General features: G+C 63.6%; 19 protein-coding genes. 1 reads left to right on the top strand and 18 read right to left on the bottom strand.

Features of this window, described 5'->3' with window-relative positions; genetic code table 11:
- Positions 1 to 122 precede the first annotated feature (122 nt).
- On the bottom strand, positions 123 to 1,031 hold the full coding sequence (locus tag FYK34_RS19680) for a LysR family transcriptional regulator (protein ID WP_149299454.1): 909 nt from the start codon (positions 1,029 to 1,031) through the stop codon (positions 123 to 125).
- Between the two features lie 151 nt (positions 1,032 to 1,182).
- Here FYK34_RS19680 and FYK34_RS19675 point away from each other — a divergent pair, with 151 nt between their 5' ends.
- Positions 1,183 to 1,761 carry a hypothetical protein gene (locus FYK34_RS19675; protein ID WP_149299452.1) on the top strand — a complete coding sequence of 193 codons (579 nt, stop codon included), beginning with the start codon at positions 1,183 to 1,185 and terminating at the stop codon, positions 1,759 to 1,761.
- A gap of 32 nt (positions 1,762 to 1,793) precedes the next feature.
- On the opposite strand, the gene FYK34_RS19670 is transcribed toward FYK34_RS19675, so the two are convergent.
- The 17 genes from FYK34_RS19670 to ttcA form a co-directional block, all read right to left on the bottom strand.
- Positions 1,794 to 3,674 carry a polysaccharide biosynthesis protein gene (locus FYK34_RS19670; RefSeq protein ID WP_149299450.1) on the bottom strand — a complete coding sequence of 627 codons (1,881 nt, stop codon included), beginning with the start codon at positions 3,672 to 3,674 and terminating at the stop codon, positions 1,794 to 1,796.
- A gap of 2 nt (positions 3,675 to 3,676) precedes the next feature.
- Entirely contained in the window at positions 3,677 to 4,144 is a 468-nt protein-coding gene (locus FYK34_RS19665) for a GNAT family N-acetyltransferase (protein ID WP_149299448.1), read from the bottom strand.
- Positions 4,141 to 4,809 carry a sugar transferase gene (locus FYK34_RS19660; RefSeq protein WP_269203842.1) on the bottom strand — a complete coding sequence of 223 codons (669 nt, stop codon included), beginning with the start codon at positions 4,807 to 4,809 and terminating at the stop codon, positions 4,141 to 4,143. Before FYK34_RS19660 ends, FYK34_RS19665 begins: the two co-directional genes overlap by 4 nt.
- Positions 4,806 to 5,969: a DegT/DnrJ/EryC1/StrS family aminotransferase gene (locus FYK34_RS19655; RefSeq protein WP_149299446.1), complete on the bottom strand. Its 1,164-nt coding sequence runs from the start codon at positions 5,967 to 5,969 to the stop codon at positions 4,806 to 4,808. Before FYK34_RS19655 ends, FYK34_RS19660 begins: the two co-directional genes overlap by 4 nt.
- Before the next feature lie 173 nt (positions 5,970 to 6,142).
- The gene (locus FYK34_RS19650) at positions 6,143 to 6,688 is read right to left on the bottom strand and encodes a hypothetical protein (RefSeq protein ID WP_149299444.1); all 546 of its coding nucleotides are present in this window, start codon (positions 6,686 to 6,688) and stop codon (positions 6,143 to 6,145) included.
- Between the two features lie 473 nt (positions 6,689 to 7,161).
- A complete protein-coding gene (locus tag FYK34_RS19645; RefSeq protein WP_149299442.1) occupies positions 7,162 to 8,391 on the bottom strand; it encodes a glycosyltransferase family 4 protein in 1,230 nt (409 codons plus the stop codon).
- 137 nt (positions 8,392 to 8,528) lie between these two features.
- Complete coding sequence (locus tag FYK34_RS19640; protein ID WP_149299440.1) at positions 8,529 to 9,623, bottom strand: glycosyltransferase family 4 protein; 1,095 nt, start codon at positions 9,621 to 9,623, stop codon at positions 8,529 to 8,531.
- A gap of 3 nt (positions 9,624 to 9,626) precedes the next feature.
- Complete coding sequence (locus FYK34_RS19635; protein ID WP_149299438.1) at positions 9,627 to 10,709, bottom strand: glycosyltransferase family 4 protein; 1,083 nt, start codon at positions 10,707 to 10,709, stop codon at positions 9,627 to 9,629.
- On the bottom strand, positions 10,702 to 11,220 hold the full coding sequence (locus FYK34_RS19630) for an acyltransferase (RefSeq protein WP_231137319.1): 519 nt from the start codon (positions 11,218 to 11,220) through the stop codon (positions 10,702 to 10,704). Before FYK34_RS19630 ends, FYK34_RS19635 begins: the two co-directional genes overlap by 8 nt.
- Positions 11,221 to 11,279: 59 nt before the next feature.
- Positions 11,280 to 12,545 carry a lipopolysaccharide biosynthesis protein gene (locus tag FYK34_RS19625; protein ID WP_149299434.1) on the bottom strand — a complete coding sequence of 422 codons (1,266 nt, stop codon included), beginning with the start codon at positions 12,543 to 12,545 and terminating at the stop codon, positions 11,280 to 11,282.
- A 4-nt stretch (positions 12,546 to 12,549) separates the two neighbouring features.
- Positions 12,550 to 13,647: a DegT/DnrJ/EryC1/StrS family aminotransferase gene (locus tag FYK34_RS19620; RefSeq protein WP_149299432.1), complete on the bottom strand. Its 1,098-nt coding sequence runs from the start codon at positions 13,645 to 13,647 to the stop codon at positions 12,550 to 12,552.
- A gap of 126 nt (positions 13,648 to 13,773) precedes the next feature.
- Entirely contained in the window at positions 13,774 to 14,343 is a 570-nt protein-coding gene (locus FYK34_RS19615; RefSeq protein WP_149299430.1) for an acyltransferase, read from the bottom strand.
- Complete coding sequence (locus tag FYK34_RS19610; protein ID WP_149299428.1) at positions 14,340 to 14,606, bottom strand: hypothetical protein; 267 nt, start codon at positions 14,604 to 14,606, stop codon at positions 14,340 to 14,342. Before FYK34_RS19610 ends, FYK34_RS19615 begins: the two co-directional genes overlap by 4 nt.
- Before the next feature lie 10 nt (positions 14,607 to 14,616).
- A complete protein-coding gene (locus tag FYK34_RS19605) occupies positions 14,617 to 15,681 on the bottom strand; it encodes a Gfo/Idh/MocA family protein (RefSeq protein WP_149299426.1) in 1,065 nt (354 codons plus the stop codon).
- Positions 15,682 to 15,789: 108 nt separating this feature from the next.
- Entirely contained in the window at positions 15,790 to 17,094 is a 1,305-nt protein-coding gene (locus FYK34_RS19600) for a nucleotide sugar dehydrogenase (RefSeq protein WP_149300093.1), read from the bottom strand.
- A gap of 219 nt (positions 17,095 to 17,313) precedes the next feature.
- Positions 17,314 to 18,114, bottom strand: a complete 801-nt coding sequence (locus tag FYK34_RS19595; protein WP_149299424.1) for a polyamine aminopropyltransferase — start codon at positions 18,112 to 18,114, stop codon at positions 17,314 to 17,316.
- Positions 18,104 to 19,069, bottom strand: a complete 966-nt coding sequence (ttcA, locus tag FYK34_RS19590; RefSeq protein ID WP_149299422.1) for a tRNA 2-thiocytidine(32) synthetase TtcA — start codon at positions 19,067 to 19,069, stop codon at positions 18,104 to 18,106. Before ttcA ends, FYK34_RS19595 begins: the two co-directional genes overlap by 11 nt.
- Positions 19,070 to 19,097 lie beyond the last annotated feature (28 nt).

Here is a 19,097-nt window from a genome sequence, read left to right as displayed (position 1 = left end):
CGCGGCCTGCAATGCCACGCACTGTATGCCTGCCCCGCCGGCTTGGCCAATTCCGAATGCGGATGGGGTTATGCAGAAAATGCATAACCCTGCCAAAGCCTTGCCTGCACTGGACGCCAGACTCACACCGCCGGGTAGCGCTCCGCCAGATAGGCCCACAAAGCGGCCTGTTCCGGCTTGGCGTGGCGCAGATCGCAATACAGCTGGATCTCCATCTGCACGCTCCATTCGTCGCCGCCTGCCGCCGCCAGCAGGCCCGCCTGGCATTCCGCGGCCACCGAGCTTTCCGGCAGAAAGGCCAGGCCGTGCCCAGCCAGGGCCATCTGCTTCAGTCCTTCCGCCATATCGGTTTCATAGCGCAAGGACAAATGCGCCGGCTGCGGCCCGCTGACCAGCAGCAGATCGCTCATCAGCCGGAAATAGGCGTTGCTGGCATAGCCCAGGAAAGGCAGGGGCGCTTCCGGGCTGCCGGGCAAGGCGTAGCGTGGCGCGCCGTCCGCGGCGATGGAATACGGCCGCAGGCGCTCCGCGCCCAGGCGCAAGCCGCCGTAGCGCGCGTCCTGCAGCTCCACCGGCTGCTTGGGGTGGTGGTAGCACATCAGGAAATCGCTGCCGCCTTCGACGAAAGCCAACACCGCGTCGTGCACATTGCTGGCCTGCAATCGGCAAGACAGCTCGCCGAAACCATGCTCCACCGCCGTCAGCCACTTGGGAAAATACGAGAACGACAGGGTGTGCGGCACGGCGAACTCCAGCGTGCCCCGCGGCAGCGGCTGCAGGCCGCGCAGCATGGTGCGGGTGGTATTGAGCTGGGCCAACAACGGCACCGCCTGTTCCTGCAGCAGCTTGCCGGCGGCGGTGAGCTTGGTCGGGTAGGTGGTGCGGTCTATCAGGTCAGCGCCCAGCCAGCTCTCCAAGGCGCGGATGCGGCGCGAAAACGCCGGCTGCGTCAAATGGCGCAATTCGGCCGAGCGGGTGAAGCTGCCGGTGTCGGCCAATACCAAAAAATCTTCCAGCCAGCGGGTTTCCATCGCCAGATGTCCATGGGGGAGAGATGCCCGATGTTACACCGGCGCGGCACTTTCCGGCGTCGCCGCGCTCTATCACATCCCGCGCATTCCGCGACACAATGCCAACAATTAGACCATTGACATATCAAGGCCAGATATTCAGATTTATCCGATGATCACTCTTCTTTCCCAGCCGCCGCTCCGCCCAAGGCGCGGCCGCGCCCTGGCCATCGGCGCCAGCGTTTTGCTCCATGTCTTGACGCTGCTGTATCTGCGCATAGACCACACCCCGGTTCCGGCGTGGCGCGAAACGCCGCTCGTGCAGGTGAGGATTCTGCCGATTACGCCAAGCGCGCCGGCTTCTGCCCTTGCCCAGCCCGCGCCGGCCATCCCGCCCGCCGCGGCTCGCCCTGTCATCGCCGCCCAATCGTCCGCAAGACCGACCGCTCCGGCCCAATCACCCGCCTTGGCTGCGCGGGCTCACCCGCGCCGAGGCAAAGCCGACGCCAGCGCGGCCAAGGACGAACCTCGCCTGACGATGGAAGGCTTGCGCCAGCAAATGCGCCGCCTGGAGCCGGAAAACCCCAATGCCAAACCTTTGCGCGAAGACCCGGACAAGGCAAAGCTGGCAAGCAGCATAGATAGCGCCCAGCGCGCAGATTGCAAAAACGCCTATGCCAGCCTGGGCCTGTTGGCCGCGCCCATGTTGCTGAAGGACGCCTTCGATAAAGACAACGGCTGCAAGTGGTAGCTTGCAGCCGTTGATTGCGGGAGGGGGAGCGATCAGCCCTGCAGCGTCACCCAGTCCTGGGTGGCCTCGGCAGCCTGGAATTCATGCACCGCTTCCTGCATCAGGGCGAAAGCTTCCGGCGCGTCCAGCCTTTGGCAGGCATCGCGCAGCCGCGCCAGCAGCGAAGCCATTTCGTCCTCTGACAGATGGTACTCCTGGGCGCGCAGGATGCGGGCGTGGTCGGTGGGCAGCACGTTGTCGCCTATCAGCAGCTCCTCGTACAGCTTCTCGCCCGGACGCAGGCCGGTGACCAGGATTTCAATGTCGCCGTCCGGCTGCTCCTCGTCCCGCACTTCCAGGCCGGACAGGTGGATCATGCGCCGCGCCAGGTCGATGATCTTGACCGGCTCGCCCATGTCCAGCACGAACACGTCGCCGCCGTCGCCCATCGCGCCGGCCTGGATCACCAGCTGCGCCGCTTCCGGTATGGTCATGAAGTAACGCGTGATGTCGGCGTGGGTCAGCGTGATCGGACCGCCGGCCTGGATCTGGCGACGGAACAGCGGCACGACCGATCCCGAGCTGCCCAGCACATTGCCGAAGCGCACCATGACGAAGCGGGTGCGGCTGCCGCGCGCGTGGCGCGTCTGCAGCGTCAGCTCCGCCAGGCGCTTGGTGGCGCCCATCACATTGGTGGGGCGCACCGCCTTGTCGGTGGAGATCAAGACAAAGGTATCGACGCCGCAATCCTCCGCCGCGCGGGCGGTGGTGTCTGTGCCGAAGGCGTTGTTGACGATGCCGGCCACCGGGTTGTGCTCCACCATCGGCACGTGCTTGTAGGCGGCGGCGTGGTAGACCGTCTCCACCCGGAAGGCGCGCATCACCTGGCTCAGCCTGTCGTAGTCGGTGACCGAGCCCAGTATCGGCGTGCGCGGAATCCGCGGCGCGATCTGCGCCAGCTCCTGGTCTATGCTGTACAGCGCGAACTCGGACAGCTCGAACAGCACGATGCGCGACGGCCGGTTCTTGACGATCTGCCGCGCCAGCTCGGAGCCGATGGAGCCGCCGGCGCCGGTGACCATCACCACCTTGCCCTTGATGTTGCGCGCCAGCAGCTCGGCCTTGGGCGGCACCGGATCGCGGCCCAGCAGGTCCTCGATCTCCACTTCCTTCAGCTCCTCCACCCGCGCCTCGCCGGAGACCAGATCCGCAATGCCGGGCAGGCGCTTGATCGGCACCCGCAGCTTTTCCAGCGATTCCAGTATCTCGCGCTGACGGCCGCGCCCCACCGAGGGCATGGCCAGCAGGATGCACTTGGCCCCGGTGTCCTTGATCAATTGCGGCAGCTCGTCCGGCGCGTGCACCGCCACGCCGCGGTAGGTGCGGCGGCGCAGCTCAGGGTTGTCGTCGACGAAGGCCATGGGCCGGTATTCGCGGCCGGCCTGCAGAGCCAGCAGCAGCTGCACACCGGCGCGGCCGGCGCCGTAGATGATGACCGGATCGCGCGGCGCGTCGGTGGCGTCTATGCGCCGCACCAGGCCGCGCAGCAGGAAGCGGCTGCCGCCGATATAAGCCATGGCGAACACCCAGAAGATCACCACCGAGGCGCGTGGCATGGCCCAGATCGAGAACATCTGGATCACGCCCTGCAACACCAGCACGGACAAGGTGACGCCGCTGAACACCGTATAGATGATCTTGTCGTCCAGATACTTCAGCACCGCGCGGTACAGGCCCAGCTTGATGAAGATGGGAATGGCCCACAAGGGCGGCACGATGAAGATCCACAAGTGCGGGTTGAGCTTGTGATCCCAATAGCCGCCCAGGCGCAGGAACACCGCGCTCCACAGCGCCAGCGGCAGCAGCAGGGCGTCCATCAGCGCCAGCATCGCCATCTTGTTGTGGCGGGAGAAGGCTAGCAGTTTTTCAAACATGGTCATTCTTTCGTATCCGGCCGCCATTGATATAGCGCGTCCGGACAGCGTTCCTCGTTATCGTGGCCGTCGCCCAGGCTCAGCAGTTTGAATCCATGCGCCTCGTAGAAGCGCCGCGCGCCGGCATTGGCCTGGAACACATGCAGGCGGCAGGACGGCGTGCGCCCCGCCAACACCTGCTCCAGCAAAGCCTGGCCGATGCCCGCGCCCTGATGCCGCGCGGCGACATACAACTGATCCAGCCAAAACTGGCCATCCTGCTGGGAGCAAGCGGCGAAGCCGGCGATCTCGCCATTGCGCTCAGCCAGCCAGACGCCGCCCGATGGCAGCAAAACGCCGGCGAACCAGGCGCGCACCGCCGCCTCAGCATGCGCCAGCGGCGCGTAGTCCATGGCGCGGCGGCAGGCCAGGTAGATGCTGGCCAAGGCGTCGGCATCGGCTTGCGCGGCGGATCGGATCGCGATGGTCATCGGCTGACGATCTTCATCAAGGTGGCGACGATGATGCGGATGTCTTCCCACAGGCTATGGGTTTCGGCGTAGCGCACGTAATAAGCCAGCTTCTCCGGCAGCACTTCTTCGATATAGGCGCGCTCCGGATCGGCGGCGCGGCCCAGTATCTCGTTCTCGTCTATCATCTGGATCGACGCCCAGTCGGTGATGCCCGGGCGCACCGACAGCACGATGTCCTTCACGTCCGCCGGATAGTGCGCCACGTATTTGGGCACCTCCGGCCGCGGACCGACCAGGCTCATATCGCCGAACAGCACGTCCAGCAGCTGCGGCAGCTCGTCCAGCTTGGTCTTGCGCAGCAGGCGGCCGGCGCCGGTGATTCTCGAATCGGCGCCGACGGTCAACTGGCCCTGGCGCTCGGTGTCCACCTGCATGGTGCGGAATTTATGGATGCGGAACAGCGCGCCGCCCCGCCCCACCCGCACCTGGCGGAAAAACACCGGCCCCGGCGAATCCAGCTTCACCCACAAGGCGACAGCCAGCAGCGGCAGTGCCAGCACAGCCAGGCCCGCGCCGGAAGCGGCGATGTCGAACAGGCGCTTGATCAGCCGCGAGCCGTGGCGGCGCGGCCGGCAGCAGGGCGGCAGCAGTTCGCCGCCCTCTTTTTCCAACCGCTGGCTCATGCGCCCAGTATCTCGCGCACGGCGGCGATGACGCGGGTCTGGTCATCGTCCGTCATCCGGGTGTACAGCGGCAGCGTCACCTCGGCTTCGAACGCCGCGTCGGCCACCGGGAACTGCTCGCGCGTCAGCTGGTAGCCATCGCGCCATACCGGCTGGCGGTGCAGCGGGATGAAGTGCACCGAGCAGCCTATGCCCTTTTCCGCCATCTTGGCGATGAAGTCGTCGCGGCTGATGCCGGCTTCCGGCTGGATCCGCACCGGGTACAGGTGCCAGGCGTGGTTGCTGCCCTCGTCCTTGGCGCGCGCCGGCAGGATCAGCGGCAGATCGGCCAGTTCGCGGTCGAAGCGCTGGGCCATGGCTTCGCGCTTGTCGTAGAAGCCGCGGATTTTCTTCAGCTGATGGATGCCCATCGCCGCCGCGGTATCCGGCATATTGTACTTGTAGCCCGGGGCCACCACCTCGTAGAACCAGGCCGGGGTCTTGGACACATAGCGGTCGAAGGCGTCGCGGCTGATGCCGTGCAAGCGCATCACCTTGCAGCGGGCGATGATGTCCTTGTGCTTGGACACCACCATGCCGCCTTCGCCGGTGGTCATGGTCTTATTGGCGTAGAAGCTGAACACGGTCACGTCCGAATCCAGCGTGCCCACCAGCTTGCCCTTGTAGTAAGTGGGCATGGCGTGGGCGGCGTCCTCCACCACTTTCAGCCCGTGTTCGCGGGCGATGGCGATGATCTCGTCCATCTCGCAGGCCAGGCCAGCGAAGTGCACCGGAATGATGGCCTTAGTCTTAGACGTGATGGCGGCGCGAATCGCATCCGGACGGATGTTGAAGGTCGCGGCGTCCACGTCCACGCACACCGGATGCGCGCCCAGGTAGCGCACCACTTCGGCGGTGGCGGTGAAGGTATAGGACGGCACGATCACTTCGTCGCCGTCCTTGATGCCGATGGCTTCCAGCGCCAGGTGCAGGCCGGCGGTGGCGGAGTTGACCGCGATCGCCTCGACGCCGTCGCCCAGGAAGGCCGCGAAGTCAGCCTCGAACTGCTTGGTCTTGGGGCCGGTGGTCACCCAGCCGGAACGCAGCGCGTCGACCACTTCGTTGATCTCTTCCTCGCCGATGTCCGGCAAGGCAAACGGCAAGAATTTCTGTTCGCTCATTTCCCAGTCTTTCGTCTTAGCGCGGCCGCAATCGGCCGCCATCCCTGTCCATCGCCGCGCGCCACGCGCGCGGCCTGCCAAATCTTGCGTAGGGCGGAAGCCCCAAAGGGGCGTTCCGCCATCACGCTATTCATCTCAGCAAAGGCGAAACACCCGCACAGCGGGCTTCCGCCCTATCCACTCACCACACTACGTCGATTACGGAAAAAATAGGCAGCATGAGCAAGCATGATTAATAAACTCACCCCCGAAAAAATCAATCCTTTTTGGAGCAGCGACCTACTTTCTCGTCGGTAATGCTGGATAGCATCTTGGTAATCGAAAACTAATTTGCCATCCACGCGAAGGCTGTAAATCATTCCGCCTGAACGACGGGATGGCCAGAATCCGACTTGCACTGCGGAACCAAATGCCTCTTCGGACCGCACTTTCCCTGCGTCATTGCAACGCTTAGCTATTGCACAGGCGGAGCATTCTCCCCAACCATCCAAAGAACAATACAAGTTGTAAACTAAATCGACTTGTAGACCAGGATGTTTATTTCTTGGGAAAGACACTTCCGTTATTTTACCTGAGTGATAACTCAACCTCGCCTCTTCCGGCTCCTTATACTGGGACCCTATCCACGAGAAAAACGCTCCCGCAAAGAAAAAATACAAAAGCCCGCTGATGTAAAACGACCAACCCAATGTTTTCCAAATTGAATGAACATTAGCCATCGCCCACTTTCGATCCACGTTTCGATTGAGCTTAGTAGGGCGGAAGCCCCGAAGGGGCGTTCCGCCATCACTCGATTCATCTCAACAAAGGCGGAACGCCCGCATAGCGGGCTTCCGCCCTACGCGCTTAACGACGCCGACTCGCCCCCCTCCCGTTGGCGCGAGCCGTCATGTTTCATGCCGCCAAGGTTTTAAGCCGCCGTTTTGTTTGAGTCCCGCGACGTTAGCGCGGGACGAGTTCGGCGGCGCCTTGGCGGCATGAAACAGGACGGGGTTTCGAGCAGCCTCGGGTCGCCTTTTCTTTGGGTACTTTCTTTTGGCGAAGCAAAAGAAAGTACCTCGTCCGCCGGGCGAAACCGGCGCTTCAAACATCGCCGCGCAGCGGCAACAAACGCCATCCCTCACCAAGCCCTTGAGCGAGTGCCCGGCATCGGCGGAACGCCCGCTATGCGGGCTTCCGCCCTACGCCAAAATCACAGCTTCACCGCCGCCAGGAAGCGCCGCGCCAGCACCGCGTAATCGTGGTTGGCCAGCACATAGGCCTTGCCGGCCGCGCCCATCGCTTCGCGCTCGGCCAAGGGCAGCACCGCCATGCGCTTGACCGCGTCGGCGATGGCCGCCGGGTCTTCCACGCCTACGCTCAGCCCGGCGCCGGCGTCCTTCACCATGTCGTTGCCGGCTTCCACCGAGTGGATCACCGGCTTGCCCGCCATCATGTAGTCGAACAGCTTGTTCGGGTTGATGCCGAAACGGTAGATCGGCAGCTTGCGCCAGCCTATGTACAGCGCGTCGCACTCGGCCAGGAAGGCCGGCACACTGCGCTTGGCGATGGACGGCAGGAACATCACATTGTTCAGTTTCAGCTCGGCGGCGCGCGCCACCAGGGCGGCCTTGTCCGGGCCGTCGCCCACCAGCACGAAGGTCACCGGCACGTCCTGCATCAAGGCCGCGGCCTCCAGCAGATAATCCAGCGCATTGGCCAGGCCGTGGCCGCCGGCGTAGCCGACGACGAAGCGGCCATGAGACTTCAGCTCCGCCAACCGCATCCGGTGCTCGGCGGACAGCGGCAGCGCCTCGCCCTGCCATTCGCCCACGTCCACGCCATTGGGAATCACCGCGTATTTTTCCGGCGCCATGCCATGCGCCATCATGTAGTCCCTGGCGCAGGGCAGCATCGACACCACGGTGTCCGCGCGCTTGTAGCCGAAATCCTCCGCCCATTGCAGCAGGCGGATGAAAGGATGCTTGGGCGACATGCCGCCCACTTCCACCGGCGTCAGCGGCCACAGGTCGTGCACCTCGTACACCAGCCGCGCGCCGGTCTTGTTGGCGATCCACGCCGCCGGCACGGTGTCCAGCGGATAGGTGGACGAGGCGATCACCACGTCCGGCTTCCATTGTTTGAGATAGCGCTTGGACAAGCCCATCACCTTGGCGAGGAAGCTGAAGATGTTCAGTACCCGGCCGACACCGTTGCCGCTATACGGCCGCGTCTTGCACCAGGTGTAGCGGATGCCGTCGATGTCCTCGTCGCGGTACTTGCCGTCCACCTGCGGATGGCTCTGCCGCAGGTGGGACACGTCGGCCGCCAGCATGTTCACTTCGTGGCCGGCCTTCACCCATTCGCGCGCCAGGTAATAGGGGCGGAATTCCATGCCGTGGCGCGGGCTGCCGGCGTAGTGGTTGATATACAGTATCTTCATCTTGTAATTAGCCACGGAAACACACGGAGCAACACGGACAAAACCCAAGTACGGCTCGACCTGCCGCCTCCCAGACTTCAACAGCGATGCGTCCCTGTCTGTCCATCTGCTTCCGTAGCTAAATCATCCTTTAGTTTTTACAAGGACGCATACAGCGCCACCAGCTTGTCGGCCTCGGCCGCCCAACTGTATTTGTTCAGCACCGCCCGCTTGCCGGATTCGCCCAGCGCGCGCATGCGCGCTTCGTCGCCCAGCAGTGCGTTGATGGCGGCGGCGATGGCCGCGGCGTCTTGCGGATCCACCAGCACGCCGCAGCCGGCGTCGTCGACGATCTCGCGCCATATGGGGAAGTCGCTGGCGATCACCGGCATGCCGGCGGCCATGTATTCGAATAATTTGATCGGCAGCGCGTCGACGTAATTAGGCGTGGGGAACAAGGTCACCAGGCCGATCTTGCTCTTGGCCAGCACCTCGGCCACGCCCTTGCGGTCCAGCACGCCCAGGTCGTTGACCCGCGCCCAGCCGGGCTGGGCCTGCACCTTGGCGCGCAAATCGCTCTCGCTCCACGGCCCGGCCAGGTTGAGCCGGGTGGACGTGTCCGGCAGCGCGGCGACGATGGGTTCGATGCCGCGGATGCGGCTGATGCCGCCGATATAGCACACCTCGTTGCGGCGGCTTTCCCACGGCGTGTCGCGTACCAGCTCTTCCAGGATCGGGAAGTTGCACACGTCCAGCGCCTTGGCGCCCAGCTTCTCGAAGCGTTTGCGGATGTGCGGCGTGGAGGTGACGATGGCGTCGAAGCGGCGCGCGGCCCAGTCTTCCAGCGTCTCGAAGCCGCTGGACACCAGCGGGCGCACCGCGCCGGGTATCCAGTGCTTGGCCAGAATCTGGCGCGGCACGTCTTCGTGCACGTCGTACACCACCTTGATGCCGGCCTGCTTCAGGCGCACGCCGGCGGGAATCAGCTCCGGATCGTGGAAATGCACCGCGTCCGGCCGCAGCTTCAAGGCGGCCTGGTAAACGCGCCTGACGGTGCCCGTCATGCGCGAGAAACGGCCGCCGCTCTTGGGGCCGACATCGTGGATGCGCACCCCGTTGCGGATTTCCTCGCCCTGGCCGTCGGCGACGATCAGCGTCACCTCGTGGCCGGCCGCCGCCAGCGAGCTGCACTCCTTGACGAAGATGCGGATGTCGTGGCGCGGGTGGGCGGAGGTCAGATGGGCGATTTTCATTTTTTAAACCTTTTGCGCGGCCAGCTCGCGGAGCAAATCGGCGAAGCCGGCCATATTGGCCTGATGCAGCGCCTTGGCCGCCACCAGGCCGCGATTCGTTTCGGCGATGCGCGACAGCGCGGCGTCGTCTTCGGCCCGCTCCATGGCGCGGAGCAGTTGCGGCGCCAGCCGGCTCACGTCCTCGGCGATCATGCCGTTCAGGCCGTCTATCACCCATTCGCCGTTGGCCGGCAGATTGGACAACAGCGGCAGGCAGCCATGGCCCATCGCTTCCAGCAAGCTGATGCTGGTGGCGTCGGAGCGCGGCACGCTGACGAAGACGCGGGAGTCGGAGTACAGCTTGCCCAGCGCGGCACTGTCGACGAAGCCGGCGAACTCGACTCGCTTGAGGCCCAGGGAGGCCGCCAGCCGCTTCAAATTGTCGGTCTCGCCGCCGCTGGCGGCGACCACCAGATTCCAGCCATCAAACTGGCCGCTGCTTTCCACCTCGGCCCAGCCCTTGAGGATGGCGTCGATGCGGTACAGCGGCTTGTGCAAACGGCAAGACAAGACCTGTTTCTTCTTGGCGGCGATAACAGGCTGCGGCGGCAGCGCGTCGATGCCGTAATTGAGCAGGGCGATGCGGCAGTCCCCCGCCAGCTCGCGTATCTTCGCCGCCATATACAGCGAATCCGAGGTAATGGCCGCCGCAGCCTGCAGATTGCCGCGCACCATGGCGCGCATCACGGGGTTCTGATCGGGCAGCAGCAGCACGTCCGAGCCCCAGGCCGTCAGCAGCATGGGGAGATTCGAGCCAGCCAGCGCGCGGCGCGCGTGCCAGGCCACGCTATTGGCCTGGTGCACATGAACCACGTCGGGCTTCACCTCGGCGATCCAGGACTTGAGCTTGCCGGCGCTGGACAGCGCCTTCAGGCTGAAATCGACGCGCAGCTCGGCCTTCAGATTGGCCGGCCGCCGGTCGGCGGGCACCTCGCCGTTGCAGGCCAGGTACAGCTCGTCCACGTGCGGCGCGATGCCGGCCAGGAAGCGCCAGGTATGAATCGAGGCCGAACCCACCACCAGCAGGCGGGCGATGCGATCAGTCATCGGCCCAGGCCTCGTACAGGTGATGCAGCTCCGGGTTCTGCGCCAGCCATTCGGCGTCGGCGTCGCGGGTGTCGCCGACGACGCGCGCCGGGTTGCCGGCCAGAATGGCGAAGTCGGGGTACTCGCCGGCCTGCACGAAGCTATAAGCCGACACGATGCTGCCCTTGCCCAAAACCACGCCCGGCATCAGCACCGAATGCGGGCCGACGAAGCTGTATTTGCCTAGCCGGCTCGGCTTTTTCAGATAGCCGACGTGCTTGCTTTGCGACAGGTACTCGCGGCCATACAGGCGTATCGCCACGTGGCTGGAGTGCGTCAACACCGACACATAATTGGTGATCTGGCAGCCCTCGCCGATGTGGAGGCCGCCGGAGGCGTCGATCAGATTGAAGTGGCCGATGTAGACATTGTCCTCGACCATCAACTTGTCGATATGCTCCAAGCGCGTCATGTTGGAAACGCGGGTACGCTTGAGGTAAACGCCATCGCCGCGCCGGAAGCCGTAAACCATGCGCGGCCGAATCCATGCGGACAATCGAAAGCGGATACGGCTGAAAAGTCCGTGCAAGTTCATCGCGCCGCCTTATAAAGCCAGGAGAAATAAACCAGGAAGTAACCGGCCATCACCACAGAGACCAGCTGGAAAGTGGCCACCGCATCCCGCCAGAGATGGAATCCCAGCCACAATGACCCCAGGAACAGCACGGACTGCACCAGGGACAAGAAAAAGGCGAAACGCTGCCGGTTGATCACCGGGGGCACCATGCCCAGCGGCGAGGCGACGAAGTGGAACAGGATGAACAGCGACATCGCCTCGGCGTAGCGGCCCGCTTCCGACCACTTGGGACCCAACACCAGAGTGAAAACCTCCTGGCCGAATAGCTGAATCACCAGGAAAGGAAATAACCCCATGCCGAACAACATCAACATCATCTTGCGCAGGATAGGCCGCAAGGGCTGGCCCTGATTGCGCGCCTCGGCCAACTCCCGATAGGCCACTTGCCCCACCGCCTGGCCGATCAGCGCCGCCGGCATCTTCAACACGCGCATCATCATGCCGTACAGGCCCACCGCATGGATGCCAGCCAGCATGGTCAACACCGTGATGGTGATCGTGTCCTGCATGGCCATGCTCAAGGCATGCGGCGCGTTGACCTTGGGAAATTCGACATAGGCCTTGGCCTCCGCCGCCATGCCGGACCGGCTGATCTCATGCCGCCAGCCGAAGCGGGCCTTGATGTCGGTCCACAGCTGGGCCAGCAGTGAAGACACTTGCCCGGCCAGCTGCCCCAGGATCAAGCCTGCCGCGCCGGCGCCCAGCACGCCGCCCAATACCTGGGTGCCGGCCATGCCGATGGATTGGGCCATGCGTCCATTGGCATTGGCGCGGTAACGGCGGTGCCGGTTGTTCCAATTGGTCCAGGCCTGCATCATGCCGTTCAGCCAGACCGAAAGCGGCAGCAACAACAGCCATGGCTGCAAGGAGGGCGCGCCCAGGTGGGTCGCCAGATGCTCGTGCCCGCCCAGTATGGCCAGCATGAACAGCGCGCCGGCCAGCAAGCTGGCGCACAGCAGCGACAAGCCCATCAGATTGACGGCGCGCTTTTCCTCGGCCGGCAATACGATGGCCATTTCATAACGCGCGGTGGCGAGGACGGCCAAGGCGGACAGCCAGCTCACATAGACTGTGCTGATGCCCTGATCGTGCGGCGTATATAAGCGTCCGATCAACGGCACCGCCAGCAAGGGAATCAGCTGCGCCACCGCAGCGCCCGTGGCCAGGGTGACGATGTGGCCGGCAAAGCCATGGCGCGGAATGCGCGGCAAGAACACCATTTGCTCAGCCCAACGCCTGCTTCACCGCATCCACAATGGCATCCTGCGCCGCTTCCGTCAGGAAGGGGTGCATCGGCAGGCTCATCACCCTGCGGCCAGCGGCCTCGGCGTGCGGGAAGCTGCCCTCGCCCTGGCCCAGGTGGGCGAAGGCCGGCTGCAGGTGCAGCGGAATCGGGTAATGCACGGCGGTGGGCACGCCCAGCGCTTTCAGCTTGGCCTGCACCGCGTCGCGCTCGTCCACCTCGATGGTGTATTGCGCGTAGACGTGGGTGTTGCCGGCGCCGATCACCGGCACGCGGGCCACGTCCTTCAACAACGCGCTGTAACGCGCGCCGATGCGCTCGCGCGCGGCCACTTCGTCGGCGAAGCTGGGCAGCTTGGCCAGCAGCACCGCGGCCTGGATGGTGTCCAGGCGGCCGTTCAGGCCGATCACCGGGTGGTGGTAGCGGCGGTCCTGGCCATGCACGCGGATCTCGCGGATTTTCTTGGCCAGCGCGTCGTCGCTGGTGAATACCGCCCCGCCGTCGCCGTAGCAGCCCAAGGGCTTGCTCGGGAAGAAGCTGGTGCAGCCTATGGTGGACAGATTGCCGGACTTGTTGCCGTGCTGGCTGGCGCCGAAGCTTTGCGCGCCGTCTTCGATCACCGGGATGCCGTGCTTGGCGGCGATGGCGTTGATGGCGTCGAAGTCCGCCGCCTGGCCATACAGGCTGACCGGCATGATGGCGCGGGTCTTGGCCGTGATCGCCGCTTCCAGCCGCGCCGGGTCCAGGTTGTAGCTGACGGGGTCGATGTCGACGAACACCGGCTTGGCGCCGAGCAAGGCGATCATCTCGCCGGTGGCGATGAAAGTGAACGGCGTGGTGATGACTTCGTCGCCGGGGCCGATGCCCAGCGCCATCATCGCGATCAGCAGCGCCTTGGTGCCGTCGCAGACGCCGATGGCGTGCTTGGCGCCGGTGTAGGCGGCCAGTTGCTCCTCCAGCTCCTTCACCTCCGGCCCCATGATGTACTGGCCATGATCCAGCACCGCGTGGATGCGGGCGTCGATGTCGGCTTTCAGATGCTGGTATTGCGCTTTCAGATCGATGAACTGGATAGACATGTTTAGGCTTTCATTTGCCGCGAAACCACGAAAAACACGCAATTACGCGTGGAATTTCCAAATTGCGAACCTGCGCGTCCGGTCTGCTATTTTTCGTGTCGTTTCGTGGGGTTCGCGGCTAAAAAATCAAACCGGCGTGCAGTGATTGCCGCCGACTTCGTAATGGATGCCGCAGGCCGGACAGCTCTGCGTGCCGATCTCGTTTGAGATGCGCTCGCCGCAGCGGCACATCCAGCCTATGCGCTTGGCCGGCGTCCCCACCATCAACGCGTAGGCCGGCACGTCGCGCGTCACCACCGCGCCGGCGCCGATGAAGGCGAACTCGCCCACGGTATGGCCGCAGACGATGGTGGCGTTGGCGCCGATGGAGGCGCCCTTCTTCACCACGGTGCGGCGGTATTCGTTCTTGCGGTTGACGTGGCTGCGCGGATTGTTGACGTTGGTGAACACCATGGACGGGCCGCAGAACACGTCGTCCTCCAGCGTCACCGCGTCGTAGATCGACACATTGTTCTGCACCTTGACGTTGTCGCCGATCAGCACGTCGTTGCCGACGAACACGTTCTGGCCGAAGGAGCAGCCTTTGCCTATCCTGGCGCCGCCGCAGATGTGCACCCAATGCCAGACGCGGGTCCCTTCGCCGATTTGCGCGCCGTCGTCGACGATGGCGGAGGGGTGGATGTGAACCTGGCTCATTTCTGCCGCTCCCATTTTTCCAAAAGCTTATCCAGACGATTCAACTGTTGCTCGTAACGAGCCATGGCTTTTTCCTGGCGGCTCATCAAGTCTTCATAGCGAGCGCGTTGGCGCTCGGCATCCCGCTGCTGGGCTGATACCGCTGGCACTTGCTTCTGGGCTTCTACATGGCTTCCGAAAGAGGAAAATATCAACATCAAAACACCACCGACCAGCCAGAATCCCAAACCCCACAATACGCCGTCTACTATCTTTCTGAACATGCTGTCCGCCTTAATAATCCAGCGGCAGGCTGACGCGGCGGCCGTCGCGCGCGGACAAATACATCGCGATCAGCAGCTCCAGCGACTTCAGGCCTTCGCGGCCGTCTGTTTCCGGCGTGGCTTCGCCGCGCATGGTCTTGATCACATTGTCGTAGTACAGCGGATGGCCGAAGCCGTAGACGCTGGTGGTCGCGTAGCTGGCTTGCTTGATGTCCTCGTCCATCGCGTGCGGCTCGGAAAACTCCCAGTGCTGGATTTCGTTGACGGCCACGCCGCCGACGCGCACCGAACCCTTTTCGCCCAGAATGGTGATGCTGCCTTCCAGATTCTTCGGGTAGGTCAGCATGGTGACATTCATGCTGCCCAGCGCGCCGGAGCGCCATTTGACGCTGACGGTGCCGGTGTCTTCCACCTCGATATTGCGCGCCAAGGTGGCGGTATAGGCTTGCACGCTCTCCACCGGTCCGATCAGCCAATCCAGCAGGTCGACATAGTGGCTGGCCTGGTTCATGAAGGCGCCGCCGTCGAATTCCCAAGTGCCGCGCCAGCCGGCCGCGTCGTAATACTCCTGCGGACGGGTCCAGAACACATTGACGTTGACCATGTAGATGCGGCCGAAGCGCTTTTCCGTCATCGCGCGCTTGAGCAGCTGCAGCGTGTCGTTGCGGCGGTTCTGCTTGACCACGAACAGGTATTTCTTGGCCCTGTCCGCCGCCTTGACCATTGCCAGGCCATCTTCCCAGCGGGTGGCCATCGGCTTTTCCGTCATCACGTGGAAGCCCGCCTCGGAGCACTCTATGCTCTGGGTCGGATGCAGGCCGGACGGCGTGGTCAAAATGATGATGTCGGCCGCGGTCTGCGCCAGCATGTCGGTCAGATTGCTGTGGCCGCGGGCGCCGGTGCGCGCCACCGCCGCCGCCAGCGCCGCCGGATCGATGTCGCAGACGTCGACCAGCTCGGCGCGGTCGGCGTGCTTTTCCAGCGCGCCGAAGTGGTTGTTGGCGATGCGGCCGCAACCCACCAGGGCGAAGCGGATCTTGCGGTCGGTAATCGGAGGAAGGTGCAGGGTTTGCATATTGCGCGATGCCTTTTATGCGCCACGAAACCCACTAAAAAACACGAAAAACCGCCCCGTTTCCGGGTTTGGCTTCCGTGGATTTCGTGGGTTTCGTGGCAAAAAAAATCAAGCCTTGACGATATTGTCGGCCGGCTGCAGATACTTGCCGCGGCTGTCGACGATCAGTTGGGCCTTGGCTTGGATCAGCTCGTAGTCGAACTTGTCGTGGTCGGTGGCCAGCAGCACGCAGTCGTAGCTGGCGATGGACTCGGCGGTCAGTACCACGCTGGACAGCTCGAAATGATGCTCGCGCATCTTCGGGAACACCGGCACGTGCGGATCGCTGTAGGACACTTCCGCGCCCAGGTCGCGCAGCTTCTCCATCAGGAACACCGACGGGCTTTCGCGCATGTCGTCCACGTTCTTCTTATAGGCGATGCCCAGCACCAGCACGCGGCTGCCGTTGATGGCCTTCTTGCGCAGGTTCAGCGCGGAGGCTACTTTCGAGACTACATAATCGGGCATGGCGCTGTTCACTTCGCCGGCCAGCTCGATGAAGCGGGTGTTGACGCCGTATTCGCGGGCTTTCCAGGTCAGGTAGAACGGGTCGATCGGGATGCAGTGGCCGCCCAGGCCCGGGCCCGGATAGTAAGGCACGAAGCCGAAGGGCTTGGTGGCCGCGGCGCGGATCACTTCGTGGATGTCGATGCCCATCTTGTCGGCGACGATCTTCATCTCGTTGACCAGGCCGATATTGACCGCGCGGTGGATGTTTTCCAGCAGCTTGGTCATTTCCGCGGCGCGGGTGGACGACACCGGCACCACTTTATCGATCACCGCGCTATAGAGCGCCACGCCGATTTCCTGGCAGGCCTCGCTGTAGCCGCCGCACACCTTGGGAATGGTGCGGGTGGTGAAGTTGGGGTTGCCCGGATCTTCGCGCTCCGGCGAGAACACCAGGAAGGCGTTCTCGCCCACCTTGAAGCCGCGCGACTCCATGCGCGGCAGCAGCTCTTCGTCGGTGGTGCCCGGGTAGGTGGTGGATTCCAGCGATACCAGATGGCCTTCGCGCAGATACGGCACCAGGCTGTCCATGGTGTCCAGCACGAAGCTGAGGTCCGGCTCGCGGTATTTGTTCAGCGGCGTCGGCACGCACAGGATCAGCGTGTCGGCTTCCGGCGCGCGGGAGAAATCAGTGGTGGCTTCGAAACCGCGCTCGCGGGCGGTGGCGATGCTCTCGGCGGAGATGTGCTCGATATAGCTCTTGCCGGCCATCAGGGCATCGACCTTGCTCTGGTCGATGTCGAAGCCCAGCACTTTGTAGCCGACTTCGGCGAAACGCAGCATCAGCGGCAGGCCGACATAGCCCAGACCCACGATGCCGATCACAGCGGATTTGTCCGCGATACGATTGAGCAGTTGCTGCTTGATCACGATGAATGTCCCAACAGGATGTAAAAGCTTGAGCGGCAGACGCCCGTCTGCCGCCCTGTCATTCGGTAAGCGTATTGTCTCGCCGCGACTGACCCTGGCCAGGCCCGAAACCGGCGCGCAAGGCGCGTGCAACTTGGCATTATACGCCGCGCGCCAGCGCTTTTTGGGTAAGCAAACGTAACCGCCGCGCGGTTTTCGCGGTGGATTTGTCCTGGCTCAGACCAGCAGGTGGCCGGCGGTCTGCTGATTGGTCTGCTTGAGCCGGTTCACGAATTCGCCGAACTCCAGCCCAAAGCGCCCCTCCAGCTCGTCGGCGCGTTTCTTCAACGCCTCCCATTGCGTCAGCGTCGGGCTTTGGCGGAAGGCCATCACCGCGACGTTGCCGTGGGTGGCGGCAGGCAGTTCGATCACCCGACCCTCGAAAACGTTCAATAAGCGTTCGACGAAACTGTGGTAGCGCTTGTCGCCGCTCCACCAGTTGGTGACGAACACGCCCTTGGGACTCAAGGCCCGCTTGCAGTCCTCGAAAAAATCTTCCGTGGTCAGCGCGTCGACGATCTGCAGGCCGTCGAAGCCATCCACCAGAATGGCGTCGGTGGAGCCGCGGAAAATCTTCACGTAGTCGGCGCCGTCGGCCTCGACGATCTCGAAGAAATCGCCCTCCTCCGGCAGCTGGAAGAAGGCGCGCGCCACCGCGATCACCTGCGGATTGATGTCCACCGCCACACTGACGGCGTCCGGCAGATACTCGTCGATGAAGCGGGCGAAGGAACCGCCGCCCAGGCCGATCTGCAGGATGTGCTTGGGGTCGTCGTTCCACAGCAAAAAGCCCATCATGGCGCGGCTGTAGCTGAGCACCAGGTCCGGCGGATCATCCAGATCCATTGAGCTTTGTATGGTTTCCGAGCCCAAATGCAGCGAGCGGATATTGCCCTCTTCCGAGATCTCCACCTCCGGCATGTCCTCCAGCGCCGGCCGCACGCGGCGGCGGAACGGATGCAAGGCCCTACGCGCCACAGTCTGTCTCCTTGGGGCGGGAGTCCAGGATGCTGATGGTGCGCTTCTTCGGCGCCGCATCCACATCCTCCGCATCGGGCGGCGGGTCGCGGAACTCTTCCTTGTCGAAAGCCGTATCGCCGTCGGCGAACGGCGCGTCGCCGGTCTTCAGCGACGCGAAGTCATACAAGCCGGTATCGGCCAGATGCGAGGGGACCACATTCTGCAGCGCGCGGAACATGCTCTCGACGCGGCCGGGGAAGCGCTTGTCCCAGTCGTTGACCATTTCCTTCACCACCTGCCGCTGCAGATTGGGCTGCGAGCCGCACAGATTGCACGGAATGATGGGGAAGGCTTTCAGATCGGCGTAACGGATGATGTCCTTCTCGCGGCAATAGGCCAGCGGGCGGATCACCATGTGGCGGCCGTCGTCGGACACCAGCTTGGGCGGCATCGCCTTCATCTTGCCGCCGTAGAACATGTTCAGGAACAGCGTGTGCAGGATGTCGTCGCGGTGGTGGCCCAGCGCGATCTTGGTGGCGCCCAGTTCGTCCGCCACGCGATACAAAATGCCCCGGCGCAGGCGCGAGCACAGGCTGCAGGTGGTCTTGCCTTCCGGCACCAGCTTCTTGACGATGGAGTAGGTATCCTCCTCGACGATGCGGTACTCCACGCCTATGGACGCGAGATACTCCGGCAGCACGTGCTCGGGAAAGCCCGGCTGCTTCTGGTCCAGATTGACGGCGACGATGGAAAAGTCGATAGGCGCGGATTTCTGCAGGCCCAGCAGGATATCCAGCAAGGTGTAGCTGTCCTTGCCGCCCGACAGGCAGACCATCACGCGGTCGCCTTCTTCGATCATATTGAAATCATTGATGGCGTCACCAACGTGGTGGCGCAGGCGCTTGGCCAGTTTATTGCCTTCAAACGCGGCCTTCTTGGCCTTGTCGTCGAGCACGGCGTTCAGTTCGGACATGGGTACGGCTAAGAAATTGAAAAACAGA

The organism is Chromobacterium paludis (genome assembly GCF_008275125.1).
GTDB classification, from domain to species: Bacteria; Pseudomonadota; Gammaproteobacteria; order Burkholderiales; family Chromobacteriaceae; genus Chromobacterium; species Chromobacterium paludis.
Note: the sequence above shows the minus strand (reverse complement) of the source record. Positions and strands in the feature narration are given on the sequence as shown.